General features: G+C 70.9%; 17 protein-coding genes. 10 read left to right on the plus strand and 7 right to left on the minus strand.

Going from position 1 to position 18,841, the window contains the following annotated elements:
• Positions 1-249: 249 nt before the first annotated feature.
• Both ACZ601_RS37130 and afsR read right to left on the minus strand, forming a co-directional pair.
• Positions 250-423, minus strand: coding sequence for a hypothetical protein (locus tag ACZ601_RS37130; protein ID WP_402141799.1), 174 nt, complete (start codon positions 421-423; stop codon positions 250-252).
• 204 nt (positions 424-627) lie between these two features.
• On the minus strand, positions 628-3,594 hold the full coding sequence (gene afsR, locus ACZ601_RS37135) for an SARP-family global regulator AfsR (protein ID WP_469546185.1): 2,967 nt from the start codon (positions 3,592-3,594) through the stop codon (positions 628-630).
• Between the two features lie 237 nt (positions 3,595-3,831).
• Between afsR and ACZ601_RS37140 the strand changes: the two genes are divergently transcribed.
• On the plus strand, positions 3,832-5,058 hold the full coding sequence (locus ACZ601_RS37140) for an amidohydrolase family protein (protein ID WP_311303874.1): 1,227 nt from the start codon (positions 3,832-3,834) through the stop codon (positions 5,056-5,058).
• Positions 5,059-5,171: 113 nt separating this feature from the next.
• Here ACZ601_RS37140 and ACZ601_RS37145 read toward each other — a convergent pair whose 3' ends face one another.
• Positions 5,172-6,002, minus strand: coding sequence for a MerR family transcriptional regulator (locus ACZ601_RS37145; protein WP_469546188.1), 831 nt, complete (start codon positions 6,000-6,002; stop codon positions 5,172-5,174).
• Between the two features lie 113 nt (positions 6,003-6,115).
• On the opposite strand from ACZ601_RS37145, the gene ACZ601_RS37150 reads away from it, so the two are divergent.
• On the plus strand, positions 6,116-6,766 hold the full coding sequence (locus tag ACZ601_RS37150; RefSeq protein WP_469546192.1) for an RNA polymerase sigma factor: 651 nt from the start codon (positions 6,116-6,118) through the stop codon (positions 6,764-6,766).
• Positions 6,763-7,812, plus strand: a complete 1,050-nt coding sequence (locus ACZ601_RS37155; RefSeq protein WP_469546195.1) for a CU044_5270 family protein — start codon at positions 6,763-6,765, stop codon at positions 7,810-7,812. Before ACZ601_RS37150 ends, ACZ601_RS37155 begins: the two co-directional genes overlap by 4 nt.
• Positions 7,813-7,906: 94 nt before the next feature.
• Here ACZ601_RS37155 and ACZ601_RS37160 read toward each other — a convergent pair whose 3' ends face one another.
• Entirely contained in the window at positions 7,907-8,110 is a 204-nt protein-coding gene (locus ACZ601_RS37160) for a cold-shock protein (protein WP_003967102.1), read from the minus strand.
• 398 nt (positions 8,111-8,508) lie between these two features.
• Here ACZ601_RS37160 and ACZ601_RS37165 point away from each other — a divergent pair, with 398 nt between their 5' ends.
• The 7 genes from ACZ601_RS37165 (at position 8,509) to ACZ601_RS37195 (ending at position 16,041) form a co-directional block, all read left to right on the plus strand.
• Complete coding sequence (locus ACZ601_RS37165) at positions 8,509-9,387, plus strand: menaquinone biosynthetic enzyme MqnA/MqnD family protein (protein ID WP_440576272.1); 879 nt, start codon at positions 8,509-8,511, stop codon at positions 9,385-9,387.
• A gap of 681 nt (positions 9,388-10,068) precedes the next feature.
• On the plus strand, positions 10,069-11,079 hold the full coding sequence (locus tag ACZ601_RS37170; protein ID WP_469546198.1) for an RHS domain-containing protein: 1,011 nt from the start codon (positions 10,069-10,071) through the stop codon (positions 11,077-11,079).
• Between the two features lie 126 nt (positions 11,080-11,205).
• Positions 11,206-11,562, plus strand: a complete 357-nt coding sequence (locus tag ACZ601_RS37175) for a DUF6193 family natural product biosynthesis protein (protein WP_469546201.1) — start codon at positions 11,206-11,208, stop codon at positions 11,560-11,562.
• Positions 11,563-11,659: 97 nt separating this feature from the next.
• Complete coding sequence (locus tag ACZ601_RS37180) at positions 11,660-12,304, plus strand: hypothetical protein (protein WP_469546203.1); 645 nt, start codon at positions 11,660-11,662, stop codon at positions 12,302-12,304.
• Positions 12,305-12,383: 79 nt separating this feature from the next.
• Positions 12,384-14,111 (plus strand): serine/threonine-protein kinase, encoded by a 1,728-nt coding sequence (locus tag ACZ601_RS37185; RefSeq protein WP_469546205.1) that lies wholly within the window; start codon positions 12,384-12,386, stop codon positions 14,109-14,111.
• A 72-nt stretch (positions 14,112-14,183) separates the two neighbouring features.
• Entirely contained in the window at positions 14,184-15,383 is a 1,200-nt protein-coding gene (gene mqnC, locus ACZ601_RS37190) for a cyclic dehypoxanthinyl futalosine synthase (RefSeq protein ID WP_073732770.1), read from the plus strand.
• A 7-nt stretch (positions 15,384-15,390) separates the two neighbouring features.
• Complete coding sequence (locus ACZ601_RS37195) at positions 15,391-16,041, plus strand: imidazolonepropionase-like domain-containing protein (RefSeq protein WP_469546207.1); 651 nt, start codon at positions 15,391-15,393, stop codon at positions 16,039-16,041.
• A 41-nt stretch (positions 16,042-16,082) separates the two neighbouring features.
• Here the strand turns inward: ACZ601_RS37195 and ACZ601_RS37200 are convergent, their stop codons facing one another.
• The 3 genes from ACZ601_RS37200 to ACZ601_RS37210 form a co-directional block, all read right to left on the minus strand.
• The gene (locus ACZ601_RS37200) at positions 16,083-16,775 is read right to left on the minus strand and encodes a DUF3152 domain-containing protein (RefSeq protein WP_469546210.1); all 693 of its coding nucleotides are present in this window, start codon (positions 16,773-16,775) and stop codon (positions 16,083-16,085) included.
• Between the two features lie 125 nt (positions 16,776-16,900).
• Entirely contained in the window at positions 16,901-17,734 is an 834-nt protein-coding gene (locus ACZ601_RS37205) for a DUF3152 domain-containing protein (protein ID WP_469546334.1), read from the minus strand.
• An 88-nt stretch (positions 17,735-17,822) separates the two neighbouring features.
• The gene (locus ACZ601_RS37210) at positions 17,823-18,836 is read right to left on the minus strand and encodes a hypothetical protein (protein WP_469546213.1); all 1,014 of its coding nucleotides are present in this window, start codon (positions 18,834-18,836) and stop codon (positions 17,823-17,825) included.
• Between the last annotated feature and the right edge of the window lie 5 nt (positions 18,837-18,841).

Genomic DNA, 18,841 nt, shown 5'->3' on the forward strand with positions numbered 1-18,841 from the left:
TAAACGGGGCTATCCAGAACGACTCGCAAGCCGTGATCACACCTGACACGGGCGAGATCATCGCAGAGCAAGATTACTTACGGGACAGCCCTTAGTGACAGGTGGGGCGATGGCGGTAGTCCGATGGCGGAAAGCAGTCGAACGTTGACGCGATTGCGCTGAGCCGCTGGACGCGGACATGCGGCGGCCGCGACGGCTCCCCCTCCGCGCCGCCGCGGCCGTTCCCCCGTGCCCCCGTGCGGGTTTGGTCTACTTGGGCTTCGGCGCCGAGGCGTGGGCGTCGAGAGTGGTGATCTTCTCGTCCGAGGCATGCGCGTCAGCCGGCTTGAGGGGCTCGCTCGAAGCGTGAGCGTCCTGCGTGGTGATTTCCTCGTCCGAGGCATGCGCGTCGGTCGGCTTGATGATGCCGCTGTTGTCGGCCATGAAGGTCAACTCCTGAAAGCGTGGACGTAATGGATGGGGCGCCCGTCCGGCGGTTCCCCCGTGGATCGCCGGACGGGCATTCCAGGGCCGTTCACCCTAACGGTGAGGCCACACCACGATCCGCCTGCCCCCCGACGCGACGGATCGATGAGTAAGAGAGTGGCCCGGGGCGATAAACGAATGATGAACGCGGCTACCCGAACCTCAGACCACGGAAGCCGGGTGGAGAAGGGCACGCACATCGTCTGCTTCGGACGACCCCAACTCCTCGAAGACTGTGAGTGCTTCCAGCCAACAGGCCTGCGCGCGGTCGGTCTGGCCGAGCGGTGTGAGGCTGAGGCCGAGTACGGTCAGGATGTTCGCCCGTCGCCACTCCCCGCCGATCCCGTGCAGGACGGCGAGGGCCTGTTCCGCCTGTGAGGCAGCCTGTGCGTGCTGACGGTCGGCCAGGTCCACTTCCGCCAGCCGGAACAGCGTCATGCCGTGCCAGAACCGTTGGCGGCTCTCGCGGAAGACAGTCAGCGCCTCGGTGAGCACCTGACGTGCCTCGGAGGTCTGGCCCGCTCCGGTGAGGGCCAGACCGAGAGCGTACTTCCCATTGGCCAGCCGGAGCGCCTGTTCCCGTCCGCCCGACTCGTAGAGGGAGATGCCCTGTCGGGCCAGCACCACCGCACTGGTCTTACGGTCTGTGGCCAGGTGGACCCTGGACATGTTGCACAGCGCCGACGCTTCGCCCGACGTGTTCTGGTCGGCCCGGAAGGCGCCCAGGGCCTGGGCGAAGTGGGCCTCGGCCTCGGGGTGCCGGTTCTCGTACAGGGCGATGATCCCGAGCTGGTTGGGCGCTTGGCTGGAGGAGACCGGGTCTCCGGCGGCGAGTCCCAGTTCCAGGGCGCGTCGCGCATCGCTCTCCGCGTCGGCGAACCGCCCCGAAATGCTGTGGACATGCGTCAGCATGGTGCGGGCACGGCCTTCCGCCTGGACGTCCCCAGCCGCCTGCGCGGACTCGGAGACCGCCTTCGCGGCTTGGGCGAACTCATGCGAATTCGCCCCTGACTCGCCCAGGTCCACGGCAGCCATGAGGAGATCGGCGGCTTTGCGGAGCATGCCATGTGTCGCGGACTGCCGGGCGCACGCGAGCACCCCGCTGGACTCGCTGAACAGCCAGTCCAGCGCTTGTGCCGGAGTCGAGAACGGCAGGCCGGGCCGGCCCGTGGGCTCGAAGTGGTCGAGCACCCGTTCTCCCGGCCGCTCCAGCGCGTACACCCCCGCAGCCGTAGCCAGATAGAAGTCCAGCAGCCGCGACAACGCCGACTCCCGCTCCTGCGGAGCCTCCTCGTCCCGCTCCGCGCAGGAACGCGCGTAGAGGCGGACCAGGTCGTGGTAGCGGTAGCGGCCGGGGGCCGCCGACTCCACCAGGGACGTGTCGACCAGGGCCTCCAGGAGGTCCTCCGCCGCGTGCGGCTCCAGGTTCAGCAGGGCGGCCGCGGCGGCGAGGGAGATGTCGGGGCCGTCCGCCAGGCCCAGCAGGCGGAAGGCGCGGGCCTGGGCGGGCTCCAGCTGGCCGTAGCCGAGTTCGAAGGTGGCCTTCACCGCGAGGTCGCCCGCCTGGAGTTCGTCCAGCCGGCGGCGTTCGTCCGCGAGCTTGGCGGCCAGGACCGAGACCGTCCAGGTGCGGCGGGCGGCCAGCCGGGAGGCGGCGATGCGGATGGCGAGCGGGAGGAATCCGCAGGCGGCGACCACGTCCAGGGCGGCCTCGCGCTCGGAGTTGATGCGCTCCTCGCCCACGATGCGGGTGAAGAGCTGGAGCGCCTCCTCGGGCGACATCACGTCCAGGTCGACCAGGTGCGCGCCCGCCAGGTCCACCATCCGCACCCGGCTGGTGACCAGCGCCGCGCAGCCCGCCGTTCCGGGCAGCAGCGGCCGGATCTGGGCCGCGTCGTGGGCGTTGTCCAGGAGGATCAGGATGCGGCGGCCGTCCAGCGTGGAGCGGTAGAGCGCGGCGCGTTCGTCGAGGGAGTCGGGGATCGCGGAGTCGGCCGTGCCCAGGGCGCGCAGGAACGCGCCGAGCACCGTCTCCGGCTCTGCGGTGCGGGAGCCCGCGCCCTGCAGGTCGACGTACAGCTGGCCGTCCGGGAAGTGCGGGCGGGCCTGGTGGGCGACGTGCACGGCCAGGGTCGTCTTGCCGACGCCGCCGATGCCCGCGAGGGCGGAGACGGCCATCACGGAGCCCTCCGCGGTGGCGAGCCGGTCGCCCAGCTCGCGGACGAAGGAGGAGCGGCCGGTGAAGTCGGGGACGGTGGCCGGGAGCTGGGCGGGCCGGACCGGGGCGGCGGCCTGGACCGGCTCGTCGACCGGGCGGGCCAGCTCCTCGTCGGCCCGGAGGATGCGCTGCTGGAGCTGGGCCAGCTCGGGGCGCGGGTCCACGCCCAGTTCCTCGGCGAGCAGCCGCCGGGTGTCGGCGTACACCGCGAGGGCCTCGGCCTGCCGGCCGCTGCGGTACAGGGCCACCATCAGCAGCTCGCGCAGCCGTTCGCGCAGCGGGTGCGCGGCGGTGAGCGCGGTCAGTTCGGAGACCGCCTCCGCGTGGCAGCCGACCTCCAGGTCCAGGTCGAGCCGGGTCTCGGTCAGCTGGAGGCGCCACTCCTCAAGCCGGGTGCGCTGGTTCTCCGCGTACGGTCCGGGCACAGAGGCCAGCGCCTCGCCGTCCCACAGGGCGAGCGCCTTGTTCAGCAGCTCCCGGGCGCGGCAGCGGTCACCCGCGGCGCGGGCCTTCTCCGCGTCGGCGGCCAGTTCCTCCGCCACGGTCACATCGAGCGCGCCGGGCCCGGTGCGCATCGCGTACCCGCCGGAATCGCTCGCCAGGGTCTGCGGGCCCAGGACCTTGCGGAGCCGGGAGGCGTACGTGCGTACCGCGGCCAGCGCCTGGGAGGGCGGCTCGTCGCCCCAGATGGCGTCGATGAGTTCATTGGCCGTCGCGGTGTGGCCGCCCCGCAGCAGCAGGGCCGACAGCAGGGCGCGCTGCTGCGGCGAACCGGACGGCAGCGTCTCGTCGCCCCGCCTGGCCCGTACCGGTCCGAGCACGGAGAAGCGCAGCTCTGTACCGTCCGCCGGCTGCCGCTCCGGAGCTCGTTGATCCGGAACACGCACCCGTGACCCGTCGTCACGGCCCATTGCCGCCTCCTGTCCTGGTCTCTGCGCACTGCCCAGTGCCGCACCGAACATGTCGGGACACCGCCGAGGAGATCCGGATTGCTCCATACCGTTCGTATCGCCGTCAACAGTCTGCCTTGTGAAGGGCGGACACGTCAGCAGTGGGTGGCTGTCTGCACGAGCCCTCGACAACGATTGTGGAACGGAGCCTCGCACAGATAGCTGACGGTTCGTCAGATCAGCGCTACCGTGGTACGCATGGAGACCTTCCCGAAGATCATCTCGGTGGACGACCACACGGTGGAGCCCCCTCATGTCTGGCGGGACCGGCTCCCGTCCAAGTACGCGGACTCCGGTCCGCGCATCGTCCGGGCGCCGCTCAAGGAAATGACGTTCATGGGTGGAAAGTTCGCGCCCGTGATGGGCGCGAAGGGCGACGAGGGCCCGATCGGTGACTGGTGGGTGTACGAGGACCTGCACCGCCCGCTCACCCGCCTCGACACCTCCGTCGGCTACGACAGGGACGAGATCAAGCTCGAAGTCATCACGTACGAGCAGATGCGCCCCGGTTCGTTCTCGGTGCCCGAGCGGCTCGCCGACATGGACATCAACCACGTGCAGTCCGCACTCTGCTTCCCGACCTTCCCCCGCTTCTGCGGGCAGACCTTCACCGAAGCGAAGGACCGTGAACTCGGCCTGCTCGGCGTGCGCGCGTACAACGACTGGATGGTCGACGAGTGGTGCGGACCGGACGCGCACGGCCGGCTCATCCCGCTCACCCTGGTCCCGCTCTGGGACGCGCGGCTGGCCGCGGAGGAGGTCAGGCGCAACGCGGCGCGCGGGGTGCGTGCGGTGGCGTTCTCCGAAATACCTCCACATCTCGGACTGCCGTCCATTCATACGGACGAGTGGGATCCGTTCCTCCGGGCCTGCGACGAGACCGGGACGGTGATCGCCATGCACATCGGCTCGTCCTCGAAGATGCCGTCCACCTCGGCCGACGCCCCGCCCGCCGTCGGTTCCACCATCACCTTCGCCAACTGCTGCTTCTCGATGGTCGACTGGCTGATGAGCGGCAAGTTCGAGCGCTTCCCGAACCTGCGGATCATGTACGCGGAGGGGCAGATCGGCTGGATTCCGTACATCCTGGAACGCGCCGACGTGGTCTGGGAGGAGAACCGGGGCTGGGGCGGGGTCGCGGACAAGGTCCACCGGCCGCCGTCCGAGCTGTTCACCGAGCACGTCTACGGCTGCTTCTTCGACGACGCCTTCGGGCTGAAGAACCTGGACGCGATCGGCGTCGCCAACGTCCTGTACGAGACGGACTACCCGCACTCCGACTCGACCTGGCCCAAGTCCCGCGAGGTCGGGGAGGAGCAGATGGGGCACCTGGACGCGGACGTGGTGGACCGCATCGTGCGCCGCAACGCGATCGATCTGCTCGGGCTCACCGACGATGGGCTGTGGGCGGGCCCCGGCGCGTAGAGGTGGTGGGGCCGCCCGTATGACGGTCGGCCCCACTCTCAGGTCGGGCCGCCCGTACGAGGGGCCCCCGGGGTCGGGCCGCCCGTACGCGGGGCGGCCCGACCCCCAGGCCGTCAGGCTCCCCTGACCACCGGCTCCTGGAGCTCCGTCACCCACCGCGACTCGTCCTCCGGGCACTCCAGGGTGACCTCGCGGGCGTACCCGGCCGACCGGTAGCCGGAGCCGTCGATCCAGCGGGCCAGGGTCTGGGACGTCGGCAGTACGCCGTCCATCGCGCCCCGGTGGATGACCGTCGCCGCCTCGACCGGGGGCAGTTCGACCACCGTGATCCCGGTGTCACCCAGCGGTCCCGGCGGCGCGGAGACCGTCACCCCGGCGTGGACGACGACCGCGCCGCCGCCCTCCGGGGCGTCCTCGTAGCGCGCGATCCCGGGGCCCGCCGGGGAGACCCCGGCCCGGTCCAGCAGCGGGAACAGCTGCTCGTACAGGGGGCGGATCACCGGAGTGATGTCCTGCGGTCCGTAGCCCGCGGCCACCCCGGTCAGCTCCGCGACCCGTACCGCCGCGACGTTCCTGACCACTACATCGTCCACTGGCATGTGTCCCTCACTCTCGATCGACCGGAGCCTCGCCTCGACCTGGGCCAGCCGGGCCGCCGCCGCGGCCACCGCCTCCGCCAGCTCCGAGCGCCGCAGCCGGAGCATCCCGCGCAGCTCCTCCGGACCCACCTCCTCGTCGAGGACGGCCCGCACCTGCTGGAGCGTGAAGCCGAGATCCTTGAGGGCGATGATCCGGTTGAGCCGGGCGAGCTGACCGCCGCCGTAGTGGCGGTAGCCGGTTTCGGGGTCGGTACTGTCGGGGGGCAGCAGCCCGATCGCGTCGTAATGACGCAGCATCCGGGCCGACACCCGCCCGTGGCGGGCGAAGTCTCCGATGGTGAACATGATGTCTCCCAGTGCACGGCCTCACACGGTGTCAAGGTCAAGCATCGCGTGGCCCCGGCGCGGGTGTGACGCAGGCCACTGGAACCTGCCGCCCGCCGGGGACAGGACATGACGTGGAGCATTCTCTGAGAGCCCGGATACGGGCAGGCGACCCGGACGCGTTCGGCGGCCTCTTCGACGACCACGCGCAGACGGTGTTCCGGTACGCGGTCCGCTCGACCGGCGACTGGGCCGGCGCGGAGGACATCGTGTCGCTCACCTTCCTGGAGGCGTGGCGGCTGCGCGCGACCCTGCGGGAGTCGGACGAGGAGCTGAGGCCCTGGCTGCTCGGCATCGCGACCAACGTCCTGCGCAACACCCGCCGCGCCGCCCGCAGACATGACGCCGCGCTGACCCGGATGCCGGTGCGACCCGCCGTGCCGGACTTCGCGGACGAGCTGGTGGGCCGCATCCATGACGCGGAACAGCTCGCCGCCGCACAGGCCGCGCTGCGACGGCTCAGACCCAAGGAGCGGGAGGTGTTCCTGCTCTGTGTCTGGGACGGCCTGGACTACCGGGACACGGCGCGGGCGCTCGGAGTACCCGTCGGAACCGTCCGCTCCAGGCTCTCCCGGGCCCGGAAGCGGCTGAGGGAACTCACCGAGGACGAGAAAAAGAAAATCACAGAAACCGCAAGAAACACGGAACTACCCGGATCAGCCGGACAGTACCCGAGTGACCGCGCCACCGCGGTCCGGTCGAACGAGAAGGAGGGAAACCGATGAGTGCCGACGCGGAGAAGGTTGCGGGGGAGCTCAGGGCGCAGCTGCCCGAGCCGCACGGACCGGTCCTGCCGGGCGACCGTCACCGGCTGCTCAGGGAGCATTTGATGAACGAGATCCACCAGGCACAGGCGCAGGCGCAGGACAAGGCCCGGGGCGAGAAGGCCCCGGCGGCGATACGGCCGCGCCGCAACCGCGCCTGGTACGCCGTACCCGTGGGCATGGTCGCGGCCGGTGCGCTCGCCTTCACCTTCCTGGCGGGCCCCGGCGGGACCGGCGGCGACACCGGGTACCACCTCAGCGCGGCCCCGGTGGTCAAGGTCGAGGTCGGCTCGGCGAACGGCGTCGGCGCGCTGATGGAGAACGTCGCGGAGCGCGCCTCGCAGGGCCCCGCGGCCCGCGTCGGCGTGAACCAGTTCGTCTACGTGCGCTCGCACTACTCCAACATGCAGGCCGAGGGTGACGGCCCCTTCAAGCTGAAGACGTACTACCGGGAGGCGTGGACGTCCCAGAACCCCGACAAGGTGCGGAGCCGCCTCAAGCAGCCGGGCGACGACATCATCTGGTCGGCGCCGCGCGACGGTGACGAAGGACTGGCCGAGTGGAACCGCAACCACACCTACGCCGCGCTGGAGAAGCTGCCCACCGAGCCCGGCGCGCTGCTGAAGAAGCTCCGTGCGGACGCCGCGTACTCCGGCTCGTCGGATCAGAACCTCTTCGAGTACGTGGCCGGCCTGATCGACGAGAACATCCTGCCGCCCGAGACCGGCGCCGCGATCTACCGCGCGGCGGCGAAGATCCCCGGCGTCGTCGCGCTGGACAGGGCCCAGGACGGCGACGGCCGCCCCGGTGTGGCACTCGCCCGCACGGACGAGAGGGACCACGAGCGCAAGGAACTGGTCTTCGACGCCAACAGCTACGACTACCTGGGCATGCGCGCCTACCTGGTCCGGAACACCGAGCTGGGCAAGAAGGGCACGGTGACCGAGATGCAGGCGGTACTCGACCGAGGGGTCGTCGACAGCCGCGACGAGACGCCCAAGAAGTAGGGCACACAGGCAGGAGCCCCGCTCCTCCGCCGAGGCGGGGGAGCGGGGCTCCTTGGGTACTGCGTTACCGGCCGCGATCGGCCGACCCGGGCAACTAGGCCGGGGTGACGTTCTCAGCCTGCGGACCCTTGGGTCCCTGAGTGACGTCGAAGTTCACGACCTGGTTCTCCTCAAGGGAGCGGAACCCGGACGCGTTGATCGCGGAGTAATGGACGAAGACATCCGGGCCGCCGCCGTCCTGGGCGATGAAGCCGAAGCCCTTTTCAGCGTTGAACCACTTGACGGTTCCGGTAGCCATAAGCCCTCCTTGGGCCAAAGGGTTGCCCTGCTCCAGAACCTGCAAAGAAGTCTGAAAACTACAAAAGCCTGCGGGTTACATGCTCCGCAGGCTCTGTACTGCAAGGGAAACCAAACTGCAACTTGGCGTTGAGCCTAGCACGCAGGATGTGCGGAAGGGTAGAGGGAAAGATCACGCGACGCGAATGTTTGATTGCCGTGTGCGCGAGCGGTCCTGGACCCCTTCGAGCAGGGCCGGGAGCCCTTGGGAGAGCCCCCTCCGGCGGGGCTGCGAGGACGGGTCGGAGACCATTCCGGCGCCCCCCGGAAGAGGGGCGGGTGACCCGCCGGGAGAGGGATCGCGCGGCGCCGCGCGCCCCCGGTGGGGCTGTCGGGGGCCGACAGGTCTAGCCTCGCGATGTGGACAATTCAACCGTCTCAACCGTCGCAGGCGACGACCGTCGCAACCGGCCGCGCGTCGGCCACATCCAGTTCCTCAACTGCCTTCCCCTCTACTGGGGGCTGGCACGGACCGGGACCCTGCTCGACCTGGAGCTCTCGAAGGACACCCCGGAGAAGCTCAGCGAGCAGCTGATCAGGGGCGATCTGGACATCGGCCCCATCACTCTCGTGGAGTTCCTGCGCAACGCCGACGACCTGGTCGCCTTCCCCGACATCGCGGTCGGCTGCGACGGGCCCGTCATGTCGTGCGTGATCGTGTCGCAGCGCCCCCTGGAGGACCTCGACCGGGCCCGGGTGGCGCTCGGCTCGACCTCCCGCACCTCCGTCCGGCTGGCGCAGCTGCTGCTCGCCGAGCGGTACGGGGTGACCCCGGACTACTACACCTGCCCGCCCGACCTCGGCGTGATGATGCAGGAGGCGGACGCCGCCGTCCTCATCGGTGACGCCGCGCTGCGCGCCAACCTGCACGACGCCCCCCGCCTCGGCCTCCAGGTCCACGACCTGGGCGCGATGTGGAAGGAGTGGACGGGGCTGCCGTTCGTCTTCGCCGTCTGGGCTGCCCGCAAGGACTACCTGGCGGCCGAGCCCACCGCGGTCCAGAAGGTCCACGAGGCGTTCCTGGCCTCGCGGGACGTCTCCCTGGAGGAGGTCACCAAGGTCGCGGAGCAGGCCGCACGCTGGGAGGCCTTCGACGCGGAGGTCCTGGAGCGCTACTTCACGACCCTCGACTTCCGCTTCGGCCCGGCGCAGCTGGCCGGCGTCCAGGAGTTCGCCCGCCGGACCGGCCCGACGACCGGCTTCGCCGCAGACGTGAACGTGGAACTGCTCGGCGGCTGAGCGCACGCCCCGGACCCGTCGCGCGCACGCCCCGCCCGGACCCGCTGCCCGAATTCGGGCAGCGGGTCCCGTGATGTGGTTCCCGGGGTGCGTCCATGCGGAATTGGGCCGGATCGAATACCGACCCGCCGGGAGTCGGCCGGGTATCTATTTCAATTGCCCCGGAATATCGCTTCCATCGCAAAGGCGGCTGTCGTCCGGATTAGGAAGGGCGATCGCGGTAACCGGGAGCGAACCGGAATAAACTCCTCCGCGGCGGCACACTCATGCGTGGGAGTCCGGAGCCCTGCCCATTCGGCTATTCGCGCACCGATCGATTGCACCGGGCCGTGACGGAGCCCGGAAAGTCGCTGTTCGCATGGATGCCGGAATCGCCCTGTTCGAGATCGTGAGCCGGAACGGGGCATCGCTGAGCCGGACGGCGCGTCCGCCGTGTCACCCCGTCCGGCGCAGTCAGCACCTGGTCATTGCCCGGCGGTCCTAGGCCGTGTCTGCCACATACCGCCTGGCTCACGACGCCTGGCACTTCCCCGAGCTCTCGGCTTCGCTTGAGCAGGGGAGACCCCACTGCTCGCGGCGTTGTCGGAGTCGCCCGAGTACGGTCCAGCCCACGGGCGATCCTCCGCCTTGCGATCGCACGCACCAGGCGCCGCGAGCCCCGCCCTGTGGGCGGACGGCGCTATGTGGCAGACACGGCCCAGCGCTGACCTGAACGCTTCCGGCCATCGCGTGGTCTTCGCCTTCGACGAGACGGGCCGCGAGATGTCACGCCGGATCGGTGACTCGCTGACCGTCGAGTGCACCCACGACCCGGCGGGCCGCCTGACCGACCAGCACGTCCGCGCCCCGGGCGACCGGATCCTCCGGCGCCGCACGTACGAGTACCGTGCCGACGGCCACCTCACCTCGGTCGATGAACTGCCTGGCGGACACAAGCGGCTGGAGATGACCCGCGAGGGCCGGGTCACGGGCGTCACCGCCGACAACTGGTCCGAGCGGTACGCATACGACGAGGCCGGCAACCTCACCACCGCGACCTGGCCCGGTGGTGACAGTGCCTCCGGACCGCGCGAGTACACCGGGACCCGCATCACCCGCGCGGGCCGCGTCCGATACGAACACGACGCTCAAGGGCGTGTGGTCCTGCGGCAGAAGGCCCGCCTCTCCCGCAAGCCCGACACCTGGCGCTACGTCTACGACGCATTGGGGCGTCGCACCGCCAAGCAGCGGCTGTCGGTGGACGGTGCGACGGTTACCGAGGAGGTGACCTTCACCTGGGACAGCGACACCCTGTGCGAACAGGTCAGCTCCACAGCGGGCTCCTCGGACTCCGTCGCCCTCACCTGGGACCACGATGGCATGAAGCCCGTCACCCAGGTGGAGCGCAGGTTTCTGGACCAGTCGGAAGTCGACCACCGCTTCATGGCGATCATTACCGACCTGGTCGGAACGCCCCGTGAACTCATCGACGAACAGGGCGAGGTGGCGTGGCACACCCGCGCCACGCTGTGGCCCTGTGTGGATGACGAACGTGATGGGCGCCGTCGGAGATCGCGACACCACCCTGTCGATCACCCTCGACGGGATGCCGAACAGCCGGGGCGAGATAGGCAACTGGAACACCCCGCAAGACATCACGGACGCATTCCAGAGAGCAGCCCAGCACGGGGCGCAGTTCAATACCTCGCATGAAGCCAACTACCCTCGCTGCGGTGACGGAACTGCATGGGAGATGAGCGAAGTGGCCTACGCAGTCCGCAACTACGAAGGGGCTGCCGCGTGGCGGGACCCTGAGGACAAGCGCCCTGGAATGCTGAAGTGTCGCAGAACGCACAAGACATCGTGGCCGCAGAATGGGCGGCCGTTCTGGCTTACGGCCAGGACCGCATCGACCCGGTTGTGCCCCGCACGGCCTATGGTCACCCGTCGTTGCGCACCCTCTTTCCCATGGTCAGCCATGGGGTTCTGTACTTGAGCCGGTGCACCGGATACCCCTGGACGCACGACGTCGGAACCGCCTTTCCGCAGGTCGCCGGCGGATACCGAGTGCGTCGGGAATCCAACCACACCCTCATCGGGGAGGCGGCAACCGTTGAGGAGGCGTATGAACTGATCGCAGCCAGCCTTCCCGAAGGGTGTGGGCCGGCTATCGACGGTACGCCGGGAGATCTATGACTCAGGCCGTCCGACGCGGCTGAGGTGTGCGGTGTGCCGCACAGCTATCGTGTGGCACCGAGCGGCGGCACGCGCCGCGTGGGCGGGGGCGGGGCCGATGAGCGGGCACAGCACGACAGCGGATCCGCCGGGCACACCCGAGGCCGCGGTGAGCGGGCCGGGGCGGCCGGTTTCGGGCCTGCGGAAGCTGTTCGGCTCGCTGATGTGGGCCGTGCTCCTTCCCGCCCTCATGGTTCTCGGAGCCGCGCTCGCCAACTGGGTGATGTGGGCCGGTGTGGTCGTCATGCTCGCGGTCGTCGCGTTCGCCGCCTGCCTGATCGGTGGCGTCTGGAGCCGCGCGGGCGCCGCGACGCTGGTCTGCGTCAGCGGCTTCGCGCTGATGCTCTTCGCGGGCCCCGCGCTGTACGACGTCTACATGAAGACCGCGGGTGATCCGGTCGCGGCGGTGGTGACGGACGTGACCGAAGACAACGACGGCGAGGGCTCCGACTGGCACTGCAGCGTGGCGGAGGACGGCGGCGACCACGAGGAACACGAACTGTCCCAGCAGCAGAACTGCTTCGGCGGGGTCAAGACGGGCGAGCACGTCGAGATCCGCAAGGATCCGCTCGGCCTGTTCGAACCCCGGATGCCCGACGGCCCGGGGCACTCCGACGCGAAGATCTCGGCGGAGATCGCCGCGGGCCTCCTCCTGCTGACCTCGGGCACCGTGTTCTACGGAAGCCGGCGCCGACGGCCCTGACGCACGCGCCCTCAGGAAGGCGAAAGACTTTAGGCTTCGGTCGGAGGTCAGGGCCGGTGTCCACAGGGGGAGTCCGCATATGCAGCCGCTGGAAGCCGGCGAACCACTGAGCATCGGTGCCTACCGGCTGATCGGCAGACTCGGTGCCGGCGGCATGGGGCGCGTCTACCTGGGACGCAGCGCCGGCGGCCGCACCGTCGCGGTCAAGGTGGTCCATCCGCACTTCGCGCTCGACGAGCAGTTCCGCGCCCGGTTCCGCCGCGAGGTGGACGCGGCGCGGCGGATCGGCGCCCAGTGGACCGCGCCCGTCCTGGACGCCGATCCCGACGCCCCCGTCCCGTGGGTGGCGACCGGCTACGTGGCCGGGCCACCGCTCTCCGCCGCGGTCACCGAGCACGGCCCGCTGCCCGAACAGGCGGTACGCACCCTGGGCGCGGGGCTGGCCGAGGCACTCGGCGCGGTCCATGAACAGGGACTGATCCACCGGGACGTCAAGCCCTCCAACGTGCTGCTCGCCCTCGACGGCCCCCGGCTGATCGACTTCGGGATCGCCAGGGCCATCGACGCCACCGCCTCGCTCACCTCCACCGGCGTCTCCGTCGGCTCGCCCGGCTACATGGCGCCGGAACAGATCCGGGGCCAGGAGATCTCGGGCGCGGCCGACGTCTTCTCGCTGGGCGCGGTGCTCGCGTACGCGGCCACCGGTGCCGCGCCCTTCCTCGGGGACTCGTCCGCCGTACTGCTCTACAAGGTGGTGCACGAGGAGCCGGAGCTGGGCGGTCTGGAGGGCGAGCTGCGCGAGGTCGTCGCCTCCTGTCTGGCGAAGGACCCGGCGCACCGGCCCAGCCCCGCCCGGCTCGCGGACCGGCTGGCCCCCGGCGGCGCGGCGGCCCGGGTGGCGGCGGGCTGGCTGCCCGGACCCCTGGTGCGCGAGGTCAGCCGCGCCGCGGTCGCGCTGCTGGACCTGGAACCGCAGGACGCCCCGGTGCGGTCGGGGCCGGTGCCGTTCACCAACGCCTCGCACGGGTTCAACGGGGGCCCCGCCCTCGGGGTGTTCGGCCCGCCGGTCGAACCGGCGGCCCACCTGACCGGACCGGGTACGAGCCCGCCGCCGTACCCGCCCGGCTCCGGGACGGACGGGGTGCCGGGGCAGCGCGCGTCCGATTCCCGGTTCTCCGTGAGTGTCAGCGCCGACTCCCGGCCGGGCGAGCAGCACCGGGGGCGCAGGCTGAGCTGCACCGTCGCCCTCGCGGTGGCCGGTGCGCTCGCCGCGGTGACCGTGGGCAGCGCCTACGTCTTCGACCTGATGCCGGGCGGTGGCGGCAGCGACACCGCAGACCACGGAGGCACCGACCGCACCCCGGGCGCCACCGCCTCGCCCAGGCCGACCAGTCCGGGTGACAGCGCCGCCACCCCGGGCGGCCAGGTCAGCGAGGTGCCGAAGAGCTTCATCGGCACCTGGAAGGGGCCGCTCACCGAGAAGACGACCGGCCAGCCGCACGGCACGCTCAGCGTGGTGATCAGGAAGGGGAAGAAGGGCGCCGACGTGGTCCGTACGAGCACGACGATCTCCGCCCTCGGCGTAGAGGTCAGCTGCCACAGCGTCGCGTCTCTCGCCTCTGCCACCGACAAGGAGCTGACGCTGCGGGAGCGCGCCGACCCGGAACGCCCCGGCACCGCGGGCCTGTGCACGACCACCACCACGGACATCCACTTCACCCGCGTCGACGACGACACCCTCCGCTTCCGGTCCGACGAGCGGGGCGCCGGGCTCCCCTACGGCACGCTCAACCGGTCCGGCGGCTGACCTGCGGCAGGGCTGGCGTACGCTGAACCGGTCCGTAGATCCGTTGAAAAACCGCCGAAAGGTGACAGCCCGGTGACCGAGAAGGCCGACCTCCAGCCCATCCTCGACCGAGCCGCCGAAGGCGGGCGGATCACTCCGGCGGAGGCGCTCGACCTCTACCGCTCCGCCCCGCTGCACGCGCTGGGCGCGGCCGCCGACGCCGTACGCCGGCGCCGTTACGCCGGTACGGAGCACATCGCGACGTACATCATCGAGCGCAACATCAACTACACGAACGTGTGCGTGACGGCGTGCAAGTTCTGCGCGTTCTACGCCGCGCCCAAGGACACCGCCAAGGGCTGGTCCCGCGATCTCGACGACATCCTGCGCCGCTGCGCGGAGACCGTCGAGCTGGGCGGCACCCAGATCATGTTCCAGGGCGGCCACCACCCGGACTACGGCGTGGAGTACTACGAGGAGCACTTCTCCGCGATCAAGAAGGCGTTCCCGCAGCTGGTCATCCACTCGCTCGGCGCCTCCGAGATCGAGCACATGGCCCGGATCTCGAAGGTCTCCGCGGAGGAGGCCATCAGCCGCATCCACGCCGCCGGTCTCGACTCCTTCGCGGGCGCGGGCGCCGAGCTGCTGCCGGCCCGGCCGCGTACCGCGATCGCCCCGCTCAAGGAGTCCGGCGAGCGCTGGCTGGAGATCATGGAGATCGCCCACGGCCTCGGTGTCGAGTCGACCTCCACCATGCTGATGGGCACGGGCGAGACCAACGCCGAGCGCATCGAGCACCTGAGCATGATCCGCGACGTACAGGACCGCACGGGCGGCTTCCGCGCCTTCATCCCGTACACGTACCAGCCGGAGAACAACAAGCTGAAGGGCCAGACGCAGGCCACGCTCTTCGAGTACCTGCGGATCATCGCCATCGCCCGGCTCTTCCTGGACAACGTCGCGCACATCCAGGGTTCCTGGCTGACCACCGGCAAGGAGGTCGGCCAGCTGTCGCTGCACTACGGCGCGGACGACCTCGGCTCGATCATGCTGGAGGAGAACGTCGTCTCCTCCGCCGGAGCCAAGCACCGCTCCAACCGGCTGGAGATCATCGACCTGATCCGCAAGGCGGACCGGGTCCCGGCCCAGCGCGCCACCACGTACGAGCACCTCGTCGTCCACGACGACCCGGCGAACGACCCGGTCGACGAGCGCGTCGTCTCGCACATCTCGTCCACCGCGATCGAGGGCGGCACCGCCCACCCGGAGCTCAAGCTCCTGAACGCCAACTGACGCCGTCGTGCTGACCGTCCACGCCGCGCCGCTGGTCCTCCCGGTCGGCGCGGGCCCCGTCGAGCGGGGCGCGGTGGCGGTGGACGGGGACCGGATCGTCGCCCTCGGTCCGTACGAGGCGGTCGCCGCCGCTCATCCGGCGGCGCGCGTACGGCAGTGGCCGGGCGTCATCGCCCCGGGGCTCCGGCAGCGGCACGCGGAGTGGCTGCTGACCCGTTGCTACCACCCCGACCCGCGCGAGGCGGACGAACTCGGCGTCGAACCGCTGTCGGGCGAGGCGTTCGCACGGCTGGCACGGGAGCTGGACGCGACCCGGTGGGCGGGCAGCGTACGCCGGGGTCTCCAGCAGATGCTGCGGCACGGGACGACGCACCTCACCGGCCCGTTCCACGACCCGGCCGTGCGGACCGCGGTGTCCCGGTCCGGCCTGGTGGAGGTGCTGCCCGTCGCCGGGGCTCCCGAGGGTGAGGTCCTGGACCTCGATCCGCTCGCCGGGGGCCGTGACCTGGCGGGCTCCGTGCACGCCCCGCTCGTCACCGGCGCCCGCGCCGACTTCGCCGTGTTCGACGTACCGGACGAAGCCGCGCTCGTCGCGGTGGGGGCGGCGTCCTGCGTGGTCACCGTCCTGGCCGGGCGGCTGGTGTACCGGCGGCGCTGAGCGCGTCGGGCGCCTCAGGAGCCTCGGGTGCGTCAGAAGTCTCAGGGTACGGAGGGTCCGCCCAGGTAGTGGCCCTTGGCGTCGTAGGGCCAGGCGTTGGCGACGCATCCCTTGAGTCCGTCGATCTGCTGCATCATGGCGGGGGCCGGGCGTCCCTTGCCGGGGCAGGTTTCGTGGCCGTGGCCGAGCCAGTGGCCGACTTCGTGGTTGATGATGAGGGCGCGGTATTCGGCCAGGGGTCCGTTGAACTCGGGTGAACCGGTCTGCCAGCGCTTGAGGTTGACCATGACGTCTACGCCGACGCGGCAGTTGACCTCGCCGTGCGTGTCCAGGCCGCTCTTCCCGCAGATCCGGTCCGTGGTCCGGGGCGAGGCTATGCGTATGACCAGTCCCGCAGGGCCCTCTGCGACCTGGCGGAAGGTGTTCTCGCCGTGGTGCGACCAGCCCCGGGGCGCGGCCAGGATGCGGGCGACCTCGGCCGCCTCCTTGTCCGGGTCCAGGCCCGAACCGTCCTCCACCTCGACCCGGTAGGCGTGGCCCTTGCCGGTGTCCGACGCGGCCGCGCGGGCGACGGTGAAGGAGGCGGTGGAGCCGGAGCCGGCCGCGCGCTCGTGCTTCCACCGGAGCCCTGCCACGGTGGCCGCCACCAGCACGACCGGGACGACGGCCATGACGAACAGCCGTTTCCGGCCACGTCTCCGCTGACCCCGCTGACGCACGTCCGATCCGGACATCCGCGCCCCTCCTCAGTGCTCAGGTGTTCGTACTTCTCCCTGTAATGACTGTTGCCGGATCGGATTGGTTCAGTCCACTCACTTATGAAGCGGGCAGGGCGGGTGCCTCAGGAGTCACAGGAGCCTCATGGCACGGAGGGTCCGCCCAGGTACTGGCCCTTCGCGTCGTAGGGCCAGGCGTTGGCGACGCATCCCTTGAGTCCGTAGATCTGCTGCATCATGGCGGGGGCGGACCGGCCCCTGCCGGGGCAGGTTTCGTGGCCGTGGCCGAGCCAGTGGCCGACTTCGTGGTTGATGATGAGGGCGCGGTATTCGGCCAAGGGTCCGTTGAACTCGGGTGAACCGGTCTGCCAGCGCTTGAGGTTGACCATGACATCGACGCCGACGCGGCAGTTGACCTCGCCATGGGTGTTGAGGCCGCTGCTCCCGCAGATCCTGTCGACGGTCGCCGCCGTGGCGATCCGGACGACCAGCCCCGCAGGGCCCTTCCTGACCTGGTGGAACGTGTGCTCCCCGCCGTGCGCCCAGCCGCGCGGGGCGGCGAGGAACCCGGCGATCTGGGTGGCGGCCGCGTCCGGGTCGACGCCGGTGCCGTCCTCGACCTCGACCCGGTAGGCGTTGCCACCGCCCGAGGTCGCGCCCGCCCGCGCGACCGTGAAGGTGCCGGGGCCGTGGGAGGGAATGGCGGGATGGCCGCCGCCCTTGGAGCCGGAGCCCGGTTTGGTCTTCGCGCTGACCTTGGGCTTGGCGCGCGCCTTCGGCTTCGTACTCGCCCCGGCCTTCGAACCGGAAACGGAGGCGGAATCCTCTGCGAGCGACTCATCACCGGAAACGGAAGGGGAGTTGGCCGATCCGGACGCTGCTGCGGCGCTCGAAGGATCGTCCCCGCCGGTCCACAGCGGCGAGGCGGCCACCGCGACGCAGATCACGGCCGTCGGCACGAGGACCGCGACCAGCAGCCGTATCCGGCCGCGACGGCGACGTTCCTGCCGTGGGCGCCGCCGGGCCCCCCGGCCGCCCCGTCGCTGCCCCTGCTGTCTCCGTACCTCAGCCGACACGATCCGCGTACTCCTTCGATTCCATGGGGTGTGCCGCCGCGTACTTCACGAGATCCATGAACCCGGAGTCCCCCGCGACGGCGAGCAGTTGATCGGCGGTGACGGGTGACGGCCCCCCTGTGCCGTCGTCACCGCCGACCGAGAGGACGACCGCGCTGTCGCCGTACGTGAAGCGGACGAGGGTGCTCGTGGCGGCCGGTGACCCGTCCGGGCCGGCGACCGACGTCACGGCCTGGGCCTCGGTCCCGTCGGGAAGCACCGCCCGCTCGCAGCGCAGCAGGCCGTCCGGGTACTGGCGGCAGGGCGCTTCCTGCGGAGCGACACTCCGGTCGCTCTCGGGGCGCACCGAGAGGACGACCGGGTAGATCTCGCCGCCGACCCCGGCCCGGTACTGGCTGACGGCGAGGTCCACCGGGTGGACCGGGCCCACCTTCCGTGGCAGCAGCTTCCCGAGCACCAGCGCGACAAGCCGCTGGAACTTCTCCTGCCGCTTCCGTTCCGCGGCCGGCAGATCGGCCATGGTCGCCTGTCCGGGGGACGGCTCGATGTGCACGGTGGACGGTTCCGGCGCATCCGTGGGAACCGGTGACGTCGGGGCCGACGACGCCCCCGAGGGCGCGTCCGACGACACGGGTGACGGCACGTTCGTCGGGGCGTCCTCCGGGCCCGGCGTCGGCGCGATGCTCGTGGGCCGCGCGGCGGCGGACCACGTCCGGGCGGGTTCCGTACCGCCGCCCCCGCCCCACAGGGGCAGCACCGCGCCGAGTGCGCCGAGCGCCACCACCCCCGTCACCACCGCCCCTATGGTCGCGCGGGCCCGGGTGCGGCGCCGGTGGCCCTGGACCAGGGCGGCGGGCACCAGGTCCGGCAGGGTCGGCGCGCCGTCGGTCGCCTGCTCCATGGCCGCCCGGATCAGCAGGGTCTCGGCCACCTCCACTTCGGCGGCGGCCTCGGCCCCGTCGTCCGCGGCCCGGCCGGGAAAGCGGTCAGAAGACATGTCCACGACGG

The organism is Streptomyces sp. NPDC104307, from assembly GCF_055584045.1.